The sequence below is a fragment of the Edaphobacter sp. genome, from assembly GCF_028283685.1.
Taxonomy (GTDB): Bacteria; Acidobacteriota; Terriglobia; order Terriglobales; family Acidobacteriaceae; genus Edaphobacter.
The window spans coordinates 206,953-220,889 of sequence record NZ_JAPWKF010000001.1 but is presented as its reverse complement, the minus strand read 5'-3'; the positions used below and the strand labels follow the sequence as shown (position 1 = coordinate 220,889).

16 protein-coding genes are annotated in these 13,937 nt (G+C 60.0%); 8 read left to right on the top strand and 8 right to left on the bottom strand.

Going from position 1 to position 13,937, the window contains the following annotated elements; genetic code table 11:
* Positions 1-72 precede the first annotated feature (72 nt).
* The 3 genes from serS to PW789_RS00945 are packed head-to-tail and all read left to right on the top strand — an operon-like array spanning position 73 to position 2,514.
* On the top strand, positions 73-1,398 hold the full coding sequence (serS, locus tag PW789_RS00955; RefSeq protein WP_299370321.1) for a serine--tRNA ligase: 1,326 nt from the start codon (positions 73-75) through the stop codon (positions 1,396-1,398).
* A gap of 3 nt (positions 1,399-1,401) precedes the next feature.
* Positions 1,402-1,794: a hypothetical protein gene (locus PW789_RS00950; RefSeq protein WP_299370319.1), complete on the top strand. Its 393-nt coding sequence runs from the start codon at positions 1,402-1,404 to the stop codon at positions 1,792-1,794.
* 54 nt (positions 1,795-1,848) lie between these two features.
* Entirely contained in the window at positions 1,849-2,514 is a 666-nt protein-coding gene (locus PW789_RS00945) for an outer membrane lipoprotein-sorting protein (RefSeq protein ID WP_299370316.1), read from the top strand.
* Positions 2,515-2,553: 39 nt separating this feature from the next.
* Here PW789_RS00945 and PW789_RS00940 read toward each other — a convergent pair whose 3' ends face one another.
* Positions 2,554-3,933, bottom strand: a complete 1,380-nt coding sequence (locus PW789_RS00940) for an FAD-containing oxidoreductase (RefSeq protein WP_299370314.1) — start codon at positions 3,931-3,933, stop codon at positions 2,554-2,556.
* A 4-nt stretch (positions 3,934-3,937) separates the two neighbouring features.
* Positions 3,938-4,279, bottom strand: coding sequence for a DUF4126 domain-containing protein (locus PW789_RS00935; protein ID WP_299370312.1), 342 nt, complete (start codon positions 4,277-4,279; stop codon positions 3,938-3,940).
* Between the two features lie 283 nt (positions 4,280-4,562).
* On the opposite strand from PW789_RS00935, the gene PW789_RS00930 reads away from it, so the two are divergent.
* Positions 4,563-5,522 carry a carbohydrate kinase family protein gene (locus PW789_RS00930; protein ID WP_299370310.1) on the top strand — a complete coding sequence of 320 codons (960 nt, stop codon included), beginning with the start codon at positions 4,563-4,565 and terminating at the stop codon, positions 5,520-5,522.
* Positions 5,523-5,542: 20 nt separating this feature from the next.
* Here the strand turns inward: PW789_RS00930 and PW789_RS00925 are convergent, their stop codons facing one another.
* The 3 genes from PW789_RS00925 to pnp form a co-directional block, all read right to left on the bottom strand.
* Positions 5,543-5,953: a hypothetical protein gene (locus PW789_RS00925; RefSeq protein ID WP_299370308.1), complete on the bottom strand. Its 411-nt coding sequence runs from the start codon at positions 5,951-5,953 to the stop codon at positions 5,543-5,545.
* A gap of 40 nt (positions 5,954-5,993) precedes the next feature.
* Complete coding sequence (locus PW789_RS00920; RefSeq protein ID WP_299370306.1) at positions 5,994-6,653, bottom strand: DMT family transporter; 660 nt, start codon at positions 6,651-6,653, stop codon at positions 5,994-5,996.
* Positions 6,654-6,928: 275 nt separating this feature from the next.
* Positions 6,929-9,310, bottom strand: coding sequence for a polyribonucleotide nucleotidyltransferase (pnp, locus tag PW789_RS00915; RefSeq protein WP_299370304.1), 2,382 nt, complete (start codon positions 9,308-9,310; stop codon positions 6,929-6,931).
* 35 nt (positions 9,311-9,345) lie between these two features.
* Between pnp and PW789_RS00910 the strand changes: the two genes are divergently transcribed.
* Positions 9,346-9,621 (top strand): hypothetical protein, encoded by a 276-nt coding sequence (locus PW789_RS00910; protein WP_299370302.1) that lies wholly within the window; start codon positions 9,346-9,348, stop codon positions 9,619-9,621.
* 16 nt (positions 9,622-9,637) lie between these two features.
* Here the strand turns inward: PW789_RS00910 and rpsO are convergent, their stop codons facing one another.
* From rpsO to PW789_RS00895, 3 genes are all read right to left on the bottom strand, one after another.
* Complete coding sequence (rpsO, locus tag PW789_RS00905) at positions 9,638-9,904, bottom strand: 30S ribosomal protein S15 (protein ID WP_299370300.1); 267 nt, start codon at positions 9,902-9,904, stop codon at positions 9,638-9,640.
* A 132-nt stretch (positions 9,905-10,036) separates the two neighbouring features.
* A complete protein-coding gene (locus PW789_RS00900) occupies positions 10,037-10,267 on the bottom strand; it encodes a hypothetical protein (RefSeq protein WP_299370298.1) in 231 nt (76 codons plus the stop codon).
* Positions 10,268-10,287: 20 nt separating this feature from the next.
* Positions 10,288-10,698, bottom strand: a complete 411-nt coding sequence (locus PW789_RS00895; RefSeq protein WP_299370296.1) for a hypothetical protein — start codon at positions 10,696-10,698, stop codon at positions 10,288-10,290.
* 140 nt (positions 10,699-10,838) lie between these two features.
* Between PW789_RS00895 and PW789_RS00890 the strand changes: the two genes are divergently transcribed.
* The 3 genes from PW789_RS00890 (at position 10,839) to lysA (ending at position 13,920) form a co-directional block, all read left to right on the top strand.
* On the top strand, positions 10,839-12,083 hold the full coding sequence (locus tag PW789_RS00890) for a hypothetical protein (protein ID WP_299370294.1): 1,245 nt from the start codon (positions 10,839-10,841) through the stop codon (positions 12,081-12,083).
* Positions 12,084-12,254: 171 nt separating this feature from the next.
* Complete coding sequence (locus PW789_RS00885; protein WP_299370292.1) at positions 12,255-12,563, top strand: PspC domain-containing protein; 309 nt, start codon at positions 12,255-12,257, stop codon at positions 12,561-12,563.
* Between the two features lie 19 nt (positions 12,564-12,582).
* Positions 12,583-13,920 (top strand): diaminopimelate decarboxylase, encoded by a 1,338-nt coding sequence (gene lysA, locus PW789_RS00880; protein ID WP_299370290.1) that lies wholly within the window; start codon positions 12,583-12,585, stop codon positions 13,918-13,920.
* The last annotated feature ends 17 nt before the right edge of the window (positions 13,921-13,937 follow it).

The following is a 13,937-nucleotide window of genomic DNA, read 5'->3' as shown; positions in this document are numbered from 1 at the left end:
AAATCCTTACATTTGCACGCAGAAGACCCTCCCCCTGCCACAAGGCCGAAAGCTCGCTAAAATAGGAAAGAAATGATCGACTTAGCATTTGTCCGGGCCAATCTGCCCATCGTTGAAGAAAAACTTCGCTCTCGCGGGATGAATCCTGCAACCGCCCTGGGCGACTTCGCAGCCATCGATCGCGAGCGTCGCGAGGCGATCACCGAAGTGGAATCGCTGAAGGCGCGCCGCAACAAGCTCACCGAAGAGATCGCTCGCCTCCGTAAAGCCGGTGAAGACGCTACCTCGGCCACCGAAGAGACCCGTTCTCTGAAAGCCGATCTCGAGACCCTCGAAGCCCGTGCCACGGCCGCGGACGAACGACTCAGAACCATCCTTCAGACCATTCCCAATCTCCCCCAGGATGGGGTTCCCGTCGGCTCTGACGAACACGGCAACAGCATCGAGAAGCTCTGGGGCGAGAAGGCTCAGTTCCCTTTCACGCCAAAGCCACACTGGGAGATCGGCGAAGCGCTCAACATCCTCGACTTCAACCGCGCGGCGAAGGTCTCCGGCTCCCGCTTCGTCGTCCACTTCGGCGCCGGTGCCCGCCTTGAGCGAGCGCTCGCTAACTTCATGATCGACCTGCACACCCGCGAGCATGGCTACACCGAGGTGCTGCCGCCCTACATGGTCAACTCCAAGAGCCTCTTCGGCACCGGCCAGCTGCCCAAGTTCGCAGAAGATCTCTTCCACTGCGATGACAAGGGAGCCTACGTTGCCGGCGAGCTACAGGATGGCGATCACTGGCTCATTCCCACAGCCGAAGTCCCTGTCACCAATCTGCTGCGCGACGAAACCCTCGACGAGGCACAGCTCTCCGTCTCCTTCTGTGCCTACACCCCCTGCTTCCGCTCCGAGGCGGGCAGCTACGGCAAGGATGTCCGCGGCATGATCCGCCAGCACCAGTTCCAGAAGGTTGAGCTGGTCAAGTTCACCACGCCGGCCAAATCCAGTGAAGAACATGAAGCCCTCACCCGGCACGCAGAGACCGTACTCGAGCAACTCGGCCTTCCCTACCGCCGCATGCTCCTCTGCACCGGCGACATGGGCTTTGCCTCCTCGAAGACCTACGATTTGGAAGTATGGCTTCCCGGTCAGGGGCTCTATCGAGAGATCAGCTCCTGCTCCAACTTCCTCGACTTCCAGGCACGTCGCGCCAACATCCGCTATCGTCCCGCGGGAGCCAAGAAATCCGAATATCTCCACACGCTCAATGGGTCGGGCCTCGCCGTCGGCCGCACCTATCTTGCGGTCCTCGAAAACTATCAACAGGAGGACGGCTCCGTGCGCGTTCCCGATGTCCTCGTCCCATACATGAACGGTCAGACCGTCATCACCCGGCAGGAGCCCCTCTAACCCATGTTTAAACTCCTCCGTTCTTACTTCTGGTGGACCTACGAACGCGGTAGCATTCACTACGACGTCATGGTCTCGGTCATCCTGCTGTTCCTCTTCGTCGGTCCCCGCTTCATCGACTTCAAGGATCGTCCCGTCGAAACCGTCGCCATTCACTCCTCCGAAGTCCTCGTCAAAGAGGCTGGCATCAATGGCGACATCAGCCGCTTCATGTACCAGATCCGGGCCGACGACATCCAGAAGACCGCTGACGGCGACACCAGCGACTCCGCTCTGCGCAACGCCATCCTTCGCGTCATCGAGCCGATCGCCGGCGAAGTCAGCCTCGAACGCTATGAACCGGTCCGCGACGCCCAGGGCAACATCATCGCCTACGATGCCTGGATCACCCGCTGACCCAAACCAATTCGCCAAAGCTGCATCTAACATCGGCGGAGAGTGAAACGACGAATGAAGAAGATACTGATTGCCCTGCTCCTCGCCGCCGCCCCCATCGTCTCGTTCGCCCAGCCAAAACCCGGCGAACTGGATCAGGTGCTTCGCCAGATGGACACCGCGAGCACGAAGTTCAAGTCTGCAGAAGCAGACTTCCAGTGGGACTTCTACGAACGCGTTGTTAAGCAGACGACATCCGAGCACGGCAGCATTTACTTCAAGAAAAATGGCGCCAATCTCGAAATGGGAGCCAAGGTGAATCCTCCCGCCGCCAAGTTTCTCTCCTTCAAGGATGGCAAACTGGTGGTCTTCGATCCCAACACGAAAGACTTGAAGGTCTTCGCTTCAGGCAAGAACCGCGCTCAGTATGAGAGCTTCCTGACCCTCGGCTTCGGCGGCTCCGGCTCCGAACTCGCCAAGGCATGGACCGTCACCTATCTCGGAACCGAGCCGCTCTCAGATGGATCGTCAACCATCAATACCGCGAAGCTCGATCTCGTCTCCAAGGATGCCAATGTCCGCAACATGTTCACCCACATCACCATCTGGGTCGACACGAATCGCGGTATCTCGCTCAAGCAGCAGTTCTTCACGCCGTCAGAGGACTACCGCACGACGATCTACTCCAACATTCGCTATAACCAGCCCGTGAACACCAAGCCATTTGAGTACAAGAAATAAGCACGACGGTCCATCGTTGCGCACGGCGGACCGTCTTTCCTACTCCAGCGGCTTCAGCCCCTCAAATACCGTAGGGATCAGCTCCGACACCGTCGGATGGATGTGGACCGAATGCGTCAGCAGCGTATACGGCTGCTTTGCATACATTGCGGTCAGAATGCAGTGAACAGCCTCATCTCCGCCATTGCCCAGGATTGAGGCTCCAAGGATCATCTTCGACTCCGCATCGACCAGGACCTTCATAAATCCCTGGCTCTCGCCCTTCTCGACGGCACGATTCACCTTGGTCATCGGCCGTATTCCCATCAGGGCCGGTTTTCCGTTCTTACGAACTTCTTTTTCCGTCATCCCCACCTGACCAAGAGGAGGATCGATGTAGAGACCATGCACCTGGATGCGATCGCTCACCTTGCGCGGCTCATGATCAAGCAGGTTTGCAGCGACGATCTCGAAGTCGTTGTACGAAGTGTGCGTAAAGGCTCCCCTTCCGTTACAGTCACCCATCGCCCAGACTCCCGGAACGGCCGTCTCCAGAGTGTCGTTGACGGAGATAAAGCCATGCTTGTCCGTTGCGATTCCAATCGTCTCCAGCCCGAGATCGTCCGTATTTGGAATCCGCCCCATAGCCAGGAGAACGTGGCTCCCCACAACATCCCGGCTCTCCGAACCGCAGTCCATATGCACCACCGGCCTGCCGTCCCTGTTCTCCAGCCGGATGCAGTCCGAGCCTAACTCAACCCGCACCCCCTCCGCTTCGAGAATCTTCTTCACCTCATCGGCAACATCATCGTCCTCATGGCCCACCAGCCGCTGAGCACGCTCGACGACCGTCACCTCGGAGCCGAAGCGCCGGAACATCTGCGCAAACTCAAGGCCAACATAGCTCCCACCCACGACGATCAGGTGTTCCGGCAGAGTCTCCATCTCGAGAATCGTCGTACTCGTCAGGTAAGGCACCTCGTCGACCCCGGGCAGCTGAGGAATGAACGGTCTTGCGCCAACATTGAGAAAGATCTTCTCTGCCTTCAGAACATCGTCATTGACCTGCATCACTCCCGGGCCGGTAAACTTCGCGGTGCCGTGAAACACAGTGCAATTCTTCATACCGCCCAGCCAGCTCTCGAGACCGCTGCGTGACTTTTCCACGATCGCGTCCTTACGCTTCTTCACCTGGGCAAGGTCGATCGCGGCCAGTGTCTGCCCAGGCAGGCCATATTCCTTCGCGCGCTGAATCGTCCTTGCAGCGTACGCGCTGGCGACCATTGCCTTGGTGGGCGTACAGCCTGCATTCACGCAGGTCCCGCCAATCAGCTTGCGTTCCACCACTGCAACCGTCCACCCGGCATCGGTCAGGCGTCCCGCAAGCGAAGGCCCCGCCTGCCCGGCTCCAACAATAATCGCGTCAAACGTATGCTCCATCGCGCTATAACCTCGTGACGATAAGAATAGACAACACGATCGCCACAGCATCTTCGATCAACGCAGCGGGTAGATCGTTGCCCAGCGCCTTCGCCATCGCGCCACGCAGCGCCGATCCGCCAAGCGTTCCGGCCACAGCTCCAAGGGCGCCGATCAGAACACCCACCCAAAGCATCCCCGCCGAAGCGCCGATCGCACCGCCCGATAGAGCGCCTGTCACTACACGTGTAATGAACTGTGGGGGAATCTTGCGGCTCGGCGTATTGGGCAGCTTGTCGTTTACAAGTTCGCCCAATGCCAGCACGGTGAGGATATACGGCGTCGCAGCGTATCCGAGAAATGCCAAAGGCGTCCCCGCAAGCTTCAGGAACCCTAATCGAGCTGCCCAGCTCATCGCTGTTGGAGCCGTCAAGGCCCGCAGGCCGCTTACACAGCCAATCATAAAAGCAAGAACGAGAATCATCACCGAATCACCTCGCTGCATCAGGGCTATTAAATTTTGGACCGGGAGTAGCTGCTTCACTATAGCGGCTCCGGCGGCTTTTCCCTCCAGCCTTCGGGGTGATTCCTCTCCACCCAATTCGGGTTGAGTCCTCACATCGTGCCTCATCTTCAGTTACCATAAAGTTATGGCCAATACGTCGAAGGTCGATCTGGTCGGCGTAGGGTTGAATGCCACAGACACTGTCATTCCCCTTCCCCACTTTCCCGCCGCCGGCTCCAAGGTTGAGTTCGGCGAACTGAAGACCCTCCCCGGAGGTCAGGTCGCCTCTACCGTTGTGGCCTGCCAGACATGGGGTCTTTCGACCCGTTACATCGGCAAAATCGGCGACGATTCAGCTGCAGACCTGCATCGCGCTGCGTTTGAACAGGCTGGCGTCCAGGCCGAGCTGTTGACCGTCCCCCACTGTGCCAGCCAGCAGTCCATCATCCTCGTCGACCGCGATGGAGAGCGTACCGTCCTGCACCGTCATGATGATGCCCTCTCGCTGCACCCCAGTGAATTAAACCGCGAATGGATCGTCAACGCCCGCGCCCTGCACGTCGATGGATGGGACACCGAAGCAGCCACCCTCGCAGCCACCTGGGCCCGCGAAGCCGGTATCCCGGTCATTGCCGACCTCGATGAGCTCTATCCCGGTCTCGACCAGCTGCTACACAAGATCGATTACCTCATCGTCAGCCGTGACTTTCCCACCCGCCTGATGCAGGAGCCCGATCTCGAGACTGCTCTACGCCTGATGCAGAACCGCTACGGCGCGACCCTCACCGCCGCCACGCTCGGCCACGAAGGTGTGCTCGCATTCGATGGCACCACCATGCATCACTCCAATGCCTATCGAGTTCCCGCCGCCGACACGACAGGTGCAGGCGACATCTTCCATGCTGGATTTATCTACGGCCTTCTCAATAACTGGCCTCTGGACCGGCAACTCGACTTTGCCTGCGCCGCGGCAGCGCTGAATTGCACCGTCGTCGGAGCCCGTGGAGGCATCAAGCAGGTCGCAGAGATCGAGCGCCTCATCAACACCGGAACCCACTACCCTTCCGAGTTCGCAACTCGCACTGCCGGATCAGCTACCGTTTAGATCTCTGCTTTGGAAGGCGCTTAGCGCCAGCTGACCGCAAGGTGCCAGCGTAGCTTTCGGTCTTCCGTCTTCCTCAACACCCGGCGGTACTCCACAAGTTCGGAGAGCACCTGCTCACCGTCGGAGCCCAGTTGCTGAGGCTCATCTTCCAGGGCCGCCATCAGCGCCTCGACCGTAACCAAACCCTCTGACGGCGAGTACCACTGTGGCGGTGGAAGTCGCTGCATCAGCTCGCGGTTTCCCGCGCCTTCCTCGATCAGCAGCGACATCGAATTCTCATCCGCCGAAAAGAACTCGATCAGCGGCCTCACCTCCAGCCGCAGCGCCAGTTTTTCGACCGCATCTTCGTTTCTCGCCAACGCACGGCCATTTACGAAGATGTCGAATCCCGGGTCTTCCCCTTCGACCACGATGTACATGGAAGCAGCCATCGAAGGAAGTTTACCCCTCATCGCCTGTGCGAAAAAAGCCCTACCTTAGCGAAAGAACCTCATCGTCTACCTGTGTCTCGGCTCGCAATAGCCACACAGATGCCACCAGGAGCAGTCCAACTCCAGCGAAAAGCCTCCACGTAAGCTCCGGACGCACCAGCGCCAGCCCCTCAAGAATCGTTACCAGCGGGATCACAAAAAAACGAGTCGAGAACCGCACAACGTCCATCTCCCGCAACAGCCAGATCGTGAAGCCAATCCCGATTGCGCCTATAAACACAGCGGCCAGTAACCCCATGCTCCATCCATGCCAGACAAGCTCTCTCCGACTGCTGCCCCAGCCCAGTAAAACCAGCGCATTCACCGCACACGCGACGCCAAGAGTTATCGCCACGTCGACTCCCTGAAGCAGACGGTGCAACTGCACGCTTGCCACGCTAACGAAAAGCATCGCTACCGCAGCCTCCGCCAGAGCAACTCCACCGTGTACTGAAATCGGCGCTTCAAACGAAAGAAGGAGTAGCACTCCCGCCACCCCGGATAACGCTGGCACCAGCAGTCGCATCGTCACCGGCATATCGCTCGTCACGCCCCAGGCAAGAATCGTAACCACGGGAGCTAACGCGAACACAGTCGACGTATTCGTCTCGGAACCATACACGGCGGACAGCTCCAGCAGGATCGCCGGAGCCGCAAACATCAGCAGGCTCCACCACACTACTGGCCAGCATACCTTCGCATGACGTTTCCTTCTCAAGGCAATAGCACCCAAGCCTGTGGCAAGGAGTAGGAGTCCTCCCGACAGAGTTTCCATCACAGGAGACCCTTCAGGCATCGGCGGAATCAACCACCTGGAAGCCTGCCAGACACACAGCACCGCAAACCCGATCCATGCCTGCCAACGCATTCACACTCTCCGCCAAACAGAAAAGGGCCACGCGCTTGGCGTGACCCTCTCTGCTGTCTTGTTTCTGGTTACTGATTGCCCTGGCTATTACCGCCGCCCTGGGGCGAGCCGCTACCGGGGCGACGACCGCCGCGACGACGACGTCCACGCCGTGCAGCGCCGCCTGCCGGGCGAGGTGCCCCAGCCGCTGCCGGTGCGCCCTCTTCGCCGTTCGGTTCGTCCGTTCCTTCTTCCTCATCGCCGTCCTCGAAGTCATCATCCTCTTCGAAGTCGCCAGCGGGAGCAGGAGCAGCTGCCTGCGATCCGTGGTCATTGCCTTCACCTGCAGGTGCCGGAACCGGATCAGGCAGACCCAGCTTGGCGCGTTGCTCTCGCAGCACAGCCTTGCGGGAGAGCTTGATGCGGTTGCCCTCGATCGCCAGGACCTTCACCAGGATCTGATCGCCATCGCGAAGCTCGTCCTTCACTTCCTTCACGCGGTGTTCCGCGATCTCGGAGACGTGCAGCAGGCCATCGGTGCCGGGGAAGATTTCGACGAACGCGCCGAACTCAGCCAGACGAACCACCTTGCCCAGATACGTCTTGCCGACTTCAGGCACAGCCGTCAGATCGCTGATCATCTGGATCGCGCGTGCCAGACCATCGGCATCGCTCGAAGCCACATTCACGCGGCCCGAATCGTCCACATCGATCTTCACGCCCGTCGCATCGATAATGCCGCGGATCACCTTGCCGCCAGGTCCGATCAGGTCGCGGATCTTGTCCGTGGGAATCTGCAGGGTGTGGATGCGCGGAGCGAACTTCGACTTCTCTTCGTTCGCACCGGCAATCACAGCGTCCATCTTGTCCAGCAGCCACATGCGACCCTGGCGAGCCTGCTCCAGCGCCTCACGCATGATCTGCGGCGTGATGCCCATGATCTTGATGTCCATCTGCAGCGCGGTAATTCCGTTGCGGGTTCCGGCTACCTTGAAGTCCATATCGCCGTAGTGGTCTTCTGCGCCGGCGATATCGGTCAGGATGGCGTACTTGTCGCCCTCCTTCACCAGTCCCATCGCCACACCGGCAACCGCGCCCTTCAGCGGAATGCCAGCCTGCATCAGCGAGAGCGATGCGCCGCAAACCGTCGCCATCGACGACGATCCATTCGACTCCAGGATGTCCGACACCACGCGCAGCGTGTACGGCGACTCATCCTCAGCCGGAAGCACAGCCTCGATCGCACGCGATGCCAGAGCACCGTGGCCGATCTCGCGGCGGCCAACGCCCGTCATACGGCCAACCTCGCCCACCGAGAACGGCGGGAAGTTGTAGTGCAGCATGAAGCGACGCTTCTGCTCGCCCTCATAGGTCTCGATGCGCTGTGCATCGTCCGTCGTTCCCAGCGTCGCCGAGACCAGAGCCTGCGTCTCGCCACGGGTGAACAGAGCCGAACCGTGTACGCGCGGCAGAACGCCCACCTCGATCGAGATCGCACGGATCTCGTCGAACGCGCGGTGATCCGGACGGATGCGGTCATTCAGCACCTGCTCGCGGAAGATGCCCTCGCGCAGAAGCTCGAAGTACTTGCTCAGCTTCTTCGCCTCTGCGGCATCGCCCTCCGGCAGGTCCTTCTTCAGCTCGTCCTTGATCGCCTTCACCAGCGCGTAGCTCTCGAACTTGGGGTGCTTCTGCGTGTCCAGAGCATCGGCCAGCTTCGCGCCGATCTTGTTCTTCAGACCGTCCAGATACTCCGTGTCCAGCTCGGCCGCCGATACCAGGCGCTTCGTCTTGCCTGCACGCGAGACCAGGTCCTCGATCGCCGCACAGATCTTCTTGATCTCGCCGTGAGCGAACTCGATCGCGTCGACCACACGGCCTTCTTCAATCTGCTTCGCGCCCGACTCGATCATCACGATGCCGTCCTTGGTGCCGACGACCATGATGTTCAACGTGCTCTTCTCGCGCTCCGCGTAGGTCGGGTTCACGATGAACTGATCCTCGACGATACCGATACGCACCGCGCCCACCGGGCCGTGGAACGGGATATCGCTCAGGGCCAGCGCGCAGCTCGCGCCGTTGATGCCGAGCACGTCGGTGTCGTTTTCCTTGTCGGCCGAGTACACAAATGCAACCACCTGCGTCTCGTTGCGGAAGGTCTCCGGGAACAGAGGACGAATCGGGCGGTCGATCTGACGGCTGGTCAGAATCTCCTTCTCGCTCGGACGTCCTTCACGCTTGATGAAGCCGCCGGGAATGCGTCCGCCGGCATACGTAAATTCGCGATACTCAACCGTGAGCGGGAAGAAGTCGATTCCTTCCTTCGGATCGGGGGAGGCCACTGCGGTCGCCAGAACTGCGTTATCGCCGCTCGTCGTAAACGCGGCGCCGGAGGCCTGCTTGGCCATGCGTCCCGTCTCAAATTTGATCTGCTTGCCGCCGGCAAGCTCTACAGTCACATCCTGCTTCATAGTGTTCTCTCTCTTCTCTCGTCGTTGAAACTTGTATGCGCTTCATCCGCGGTGGCACTCAAAGCTGCGTGCGCGAAAAAGAGCGCAACTCTCCTGTAGGCCTGTACGTTCAGACCTGGAGAAGGTTGCGCTCTTGTGAAGCGTTCATGGAACAGCTCGGCACGGCCGGAGTCCGGCCCGAGATCATGGCAATCGTTTTGCTTGCCACGAGTGACCTCATCATCGGCTCCAGCCACAAGGCCATTTCAGACCCTGCATGGAACCTGCAGCCGGAATCATACGGCCCGAGCGTGCTTCCATGGTGTGAATGATGTCTCCGGGATTCGTTTACTTGCGGATACCCAGCTTACCGATGACCTCGCGATAGCGGTCGGCGTCGCACTTCTTCAGGTAATCCAGCAGACGACGGCGCTTGCTCACCAACATGAGCAGGCCGCGACGCGACCCATGATCCTTCTTGTGCGCCTTGAAGTGCTCGGTCAGTTCGCCGATACGCTCGCTCAGAATCGCGATCTGGACCTCAGGGCTGCCCGTGTCCGAGTCGTGGGTGCGAAATTTCGCAATGATGTCAGTCTTCTTTGCAGGTGCTAGCACAGCTTTCGTTTACTCCTGATTCGTTCAATCCACTTAGTGTTCCTAAAAGGATAGCATTGCTGCACGCAAGGGGCAATTTCCCGCACCAAACTTCATCGCGTGCAGACATCTGTTTCGGTTAGCCCGGAAATCTTAACGCCGAGGGCCATGCTCGGAGAGATCACGCATCTCGCCAACCCAGCGCAGAAAACGAAGAGCCTGCCATTTCTCTCCCCAGGCCAGCGCCCAGAAGTCTTTCAACGTCAATGACTCCGCCCATTTGCCGGAGTAGGTCTCCAGCCGCCAGCGCAGGTAAGGACTTCGCCAGGGCTGCAGACGATAGCCACGCGTGGCCTGCCAGAAAAATCGGATGGCTTCGATCACCTTTCCAGTGTAACCGCCACCTAGCCTTCTTCGGAGAGATCGTCCTCCACCCTCAGATAGCGGCGCATGTAGCGCAAAGGCTCCTCAGCCATCGCCAGCTCTCTCAGGTGATATCTCCAGGCGTCATCCCTCACGCTTCGCCGCGTATACGCTTTCCTGGTTACTGTTCCGATACTGCCGTCAGCCATGCGCCTCTTGAAGGTCTGTGTAGGAACCTCGAAGGTCATCCGCTCCCCGGGCTTCCAGAAGTGCGATGCAAACTCATGAGAAAAAAGCAGTGAGTAATAACGCCGTTCCACCGACAACATCTCGAGCGCCTGCCGGGAGTCTACCCACGGAAGCCCCAGCTTGCTCACATACCACTTCCGAAATGAAAAGCCGTTTGACCGTGCCTGGCCCACGAGCAACTGCAGCAACTCAAACCGTGTCATCGAAGTCCTTCAACCCAAGATGCATCAAGAACGCTGAAACTGGTTTGCTGCCGATCATCACCACAGGCCGGCCCCGAAGCTATAGTTCGACGCGGCCTGCGTCTAACATATGAGGAGTTATACACCGAACACCCTACGGAATGATGCTGACCAAAACCTGCGTTTCCCGAATTGCTCCTCTCCTGCGATCGACAGCACTCCTGCTGCTCGCTGCTCTCTTCTGCACCGAAGCTCTTTACGCGCAGGCGAATCTGCACACCGACCCGCTGAATCTCACGCCCGAGGTGCGTGAGGCCCACGTGTACTTCTACAACCTCGATTACGAAGGCGCTCTCTCACGCTTCGAGGCCATCCAGCGCGCCAATCCGCAGAATCCCATGGCGTCGAACTACATCCTGATGACCCTGATCTTTCGCGAGCTCTATCACCAGGACCTCCTCGACACCACCTACTATGCGCACGACTCCTTCCTCAGCTCCAAGCGTGATGTACCCGTCCCGCAGGCGACCCGCGACCGCATCGAGCAGCTCACCAATTCGGTTGTCAGCATGTGCGACAACCTCGTCAAGCAAAACCCCAGCAACGCGAACGCCTACTTCGCGCGGGGTTACGCCAGGGGCATGCACGCCGCCTTCATCACTCTCGCCGACCACAGCTTCGTCGGCGCTGCCCGCCAGGGTCTCTCCTCGCGACAGGACAGCGAAGAGGTCCTCCGCATCGATCCTGGCTATGCCGACGCCAAGATGGCCATGGGCATCCAGCAGTTCGCCGTCGCCTCGCTGCCCCGCATCCTGCGCATCATGATCGGCATCACCGGCGTCACCGGCAACAAAGAGAAGGGCCTCGACCTCCTCCGCCAATGTGCCGCTCAGGGCATCGTCAACCCCGTCGAATGCCGCACCGCCCTCTCGCTCTTTCTGCGCCACGACGGCCGCTACCCCGAGGCCCTAGCCGTGCAGCGCGGACTCGCCGAACAGTACCCCCACGACTATCTCTTCCGCCTCGAGGAGGCCAATCTCACCAAGGACAAAGGAGACGGTCCCGGCGCCATCGCCACCTACAAGCGCCTCCTCGACGACGCCCGCAAGCCCGGCTACTTTATTGACCCACGCCTGCAGATGACCTACTTCGGCCTGGCAGACACCCAGCGCGGCCAGAACATGATCGCCGACGCCGCCCAGGACTACCTCCACGCGGCCGAACAACCCAAATGCAGCGAGTGGCTCAAGCGCCGCGCCCAGCTCAACGCCGGAGAGATGTTCGATCTCCTCCATCAGCGCGACAAGGCCGTCGAGCTTTACAACATGGCCTCCGCCGGTGGTGGCGATCAGTCGCAGGCCGACGCCGCGAAGAAATACCTCAAAACGCCCTATACGGGAACCTAGACACCGCCTTCCGGCCAGCTCACCCGAACGATTTATCGAAATCGAGAGCACGCCTTTTGCCAGCAGGCCGGCATCTCAATTCCGATCAGGAACGATTCGCGGCTTTCTCGCGTATCTCCTGTAGATCGATTGCTCGGCTGTGTCAAAATAAGGTCTTCCGGAGAATCTCCTATGTTCTGTCCCCGTTGTGGAAAGCAGTTGGATCCCTCCTCCCGCTTCTGCGCTGCCTGTGGCGCTCCTGTCGGAGCAGCCCCACCGCCGCCACCACCATTTACGGCTTCAAAACTCTTTCGTCCGCGTCAGAACCGTATGATCGCCGGAGTCTGTGCCGCCTTCGCACAGGAATATGGCTGGGACCTCACCATCGTCCGAATCATTACCGCCATCGTCTGCCTCAGCGGTGCCGGAGCCTTTGCCTATCTGATCGCCTGGATCATCATCCCCGACGAGCCCTACACCGTGCCCAGCAACGGCCTCTGAAAGTGAGACGATTTTCGTTTTGAAGACCGCTGTATCGAAGAAATCCGCCGTGAAGCCCTCCGCCCGCAAGGGCACCGCCAGGAAGACGCCGGTTCCTCAGGCGCGCCCCTTCCAGTACAAAGGCCTCGATCTCTACTGCGATTCCGTCAGCCTCGCACCCCTCGCCGAGCAGTACGGCACGCCACTGTATGTCTACTCCGCCGATCAGATCAGCTCCCGCTTTCAGCTCTTCCAGAAGGCCTTCGCCGCAAGGCCTCACACCGTCTGCTACGCCGTAAAGGCCAACTCTTCTCTCTCCATCCTGCGCCTGCTCGGCAGTCAGGGCGCAGGCTTCGACATCGTCTCCGGCGGTGAACTCGAACGCGTTCGCAAGGCTCACAAACCCTCCCTCAGGCGTGTCGTCTTCTCCGGCGTCGGCAAGCAGGCATGGGAGATCGACGCCGCACTCAAGGCCGATATTCTTCAGTTCAACGTCGAGTCCGAGATGGAGCTTGACCTCCTCGCGCAGCGCGCAGAACAGCTCGGCATCAGAGCCCGTTTCGCTCTCCGCGTCAACCCCGACGTCTTCGCCGAGACCCATCCCTACATCTCGACCGGCCTCTCCGAACACAAATTCGGCATCGCCATCACCAAGGCCCGCGCCATCTACCGCAGCGCCGCAAAGTTCAAATGGCTTGAGCCCTATGGCGTCAGCGTCCACATCGGCTCGCAGATCCGCAAGGTCGATCCCTTTGCCGCGGCGCTCGAGCGCGTAGCCTCGCTTGTCCGCTATCTCCGCCGTGACGGCCACGACATCCGCGCCATCGACGCAGGTGGCGGTCTCGGCATCGACTACTCCGACGCCCCCTTCGACGCCGCCCACCAGGTAGAACGCTATGCCGCGGCACTCGAAAAAGGTCTTGGCGCAGAGTCCGCCCATCTGCTTCTCGAACCGGGACGTTTCCTTGTTGCGCAGGCTGGGGCCCTCGTCACGCGGGTACTCGTCGCCAAGAAGAACGGCTCGAAGAATTTCCTCATCACCGATGCCGCGATGAACGACCTCATCCGTCCCGCGCTCTATCACGCGCATCACGAGATCGTTCCCGTCCGCAAACCCTCCGGCAAGGCCACGCTCACTGCCGACATCGTCGGCCCCGTCTGCGAATCCGGCGACTTCTTCGCGCGTGATCGCGTCATCGCCCGCGTCAAGCCCGGCGACCTCGTCGCCCTGCTCGATGCCGGAGCCTACGGCATGACCCAGGCCTCCAACTACAACTCACGCGGCCGAGCCGCAGAGATCCTCGTCGAAGGTAGCCAGGCAAAGCTCATACGCCGCCGCGAGACCATGCGCGACCAGCTCGCCACCGAGATCCTGTAAGCACGAACCGGACACCG

Coding starts and splice junctions, on each gene's coding strand:
- PW789_RS00885 (WP_299370292.1), top strand. CDS start 12,255: ATGTTCTGTCCCCGTTGTGGAAAGCAGTTGGATCCCTCCTCCCGCTTC.
- PW789_RS00930 (WP_299370310.1), top strand. CDS start 4,563: ATGGCCAATACGTCGAAGGTCGATCTGGTCGGCGTAGGGTTGAATGCC.
- PW789_RS00950 (WP_299370319.1), top strand. CDS start 1,402: ATGTTTAAACTCCTCCGTTCTTACTTCTGGTGGACCTACGAACGCGGT.
- PW789_RS00945 (WP_299370316.1), top strand. CDS start 1,849: ATGAAGAAGATACTGATTGCCCTGCTCCTCGCCGCCGCCCCCATCGTC.
- PW789_RS00890 (WP_299370294.1), top strand. CDS start 10,839: ATGATGCTGACCAAAACCTGCGTTTCCCGAATTGCTCCTCTCCTGCGA.
- PW789_RS00910 (WP_299370302.1), top strand. CDS start 9,346: ATGCGCTTCATCCGCGGTGGCACTCAAAGCTGCGTGCGCGAAAAAGAG.
- PW789_RS00920 (WP_299370306.1), bottom strand. CDS start 6,653: ATGTTTGCGGCTCCGGCGATCCTGCTGGAGCTGTCCGCCGTGTATGGT.
- pnp (WP_299370304.1), bottom strand. CDS start 9,310: ATGAAGCAGGATGTGACTGTAGAGCTTGCCGGCGGCAAGCAGATCAAA.
- PW789_RS00940 (WP_299370314.1), bottom strand. CDS start 3,933: ATGGAGCATACGTTTGACGCGATTATTGTTGGAGCCGGGCAGGCGGGG.
- PW789_RS00895 (WP_299370296.1), bottom strand. CDS start 10,698: ATGACACGGTTTGAGTTGCTGCAGTTGCTCGTGGGCCAGGCACGGTCA.
- PW789_RS00925 (WP_299370308.1), bottom strand. CDS start 5,953: ATGGCTGCTTCCATGTACATCGTGGTCGAAGGGGAAGACCCGGGATTC.
- serS (WP_299370321.1), top strand. CDS start 73: ATGATCGACTTAGCATTTGTCCGGGCCAATCTGCCCATCGTTGAAGAA.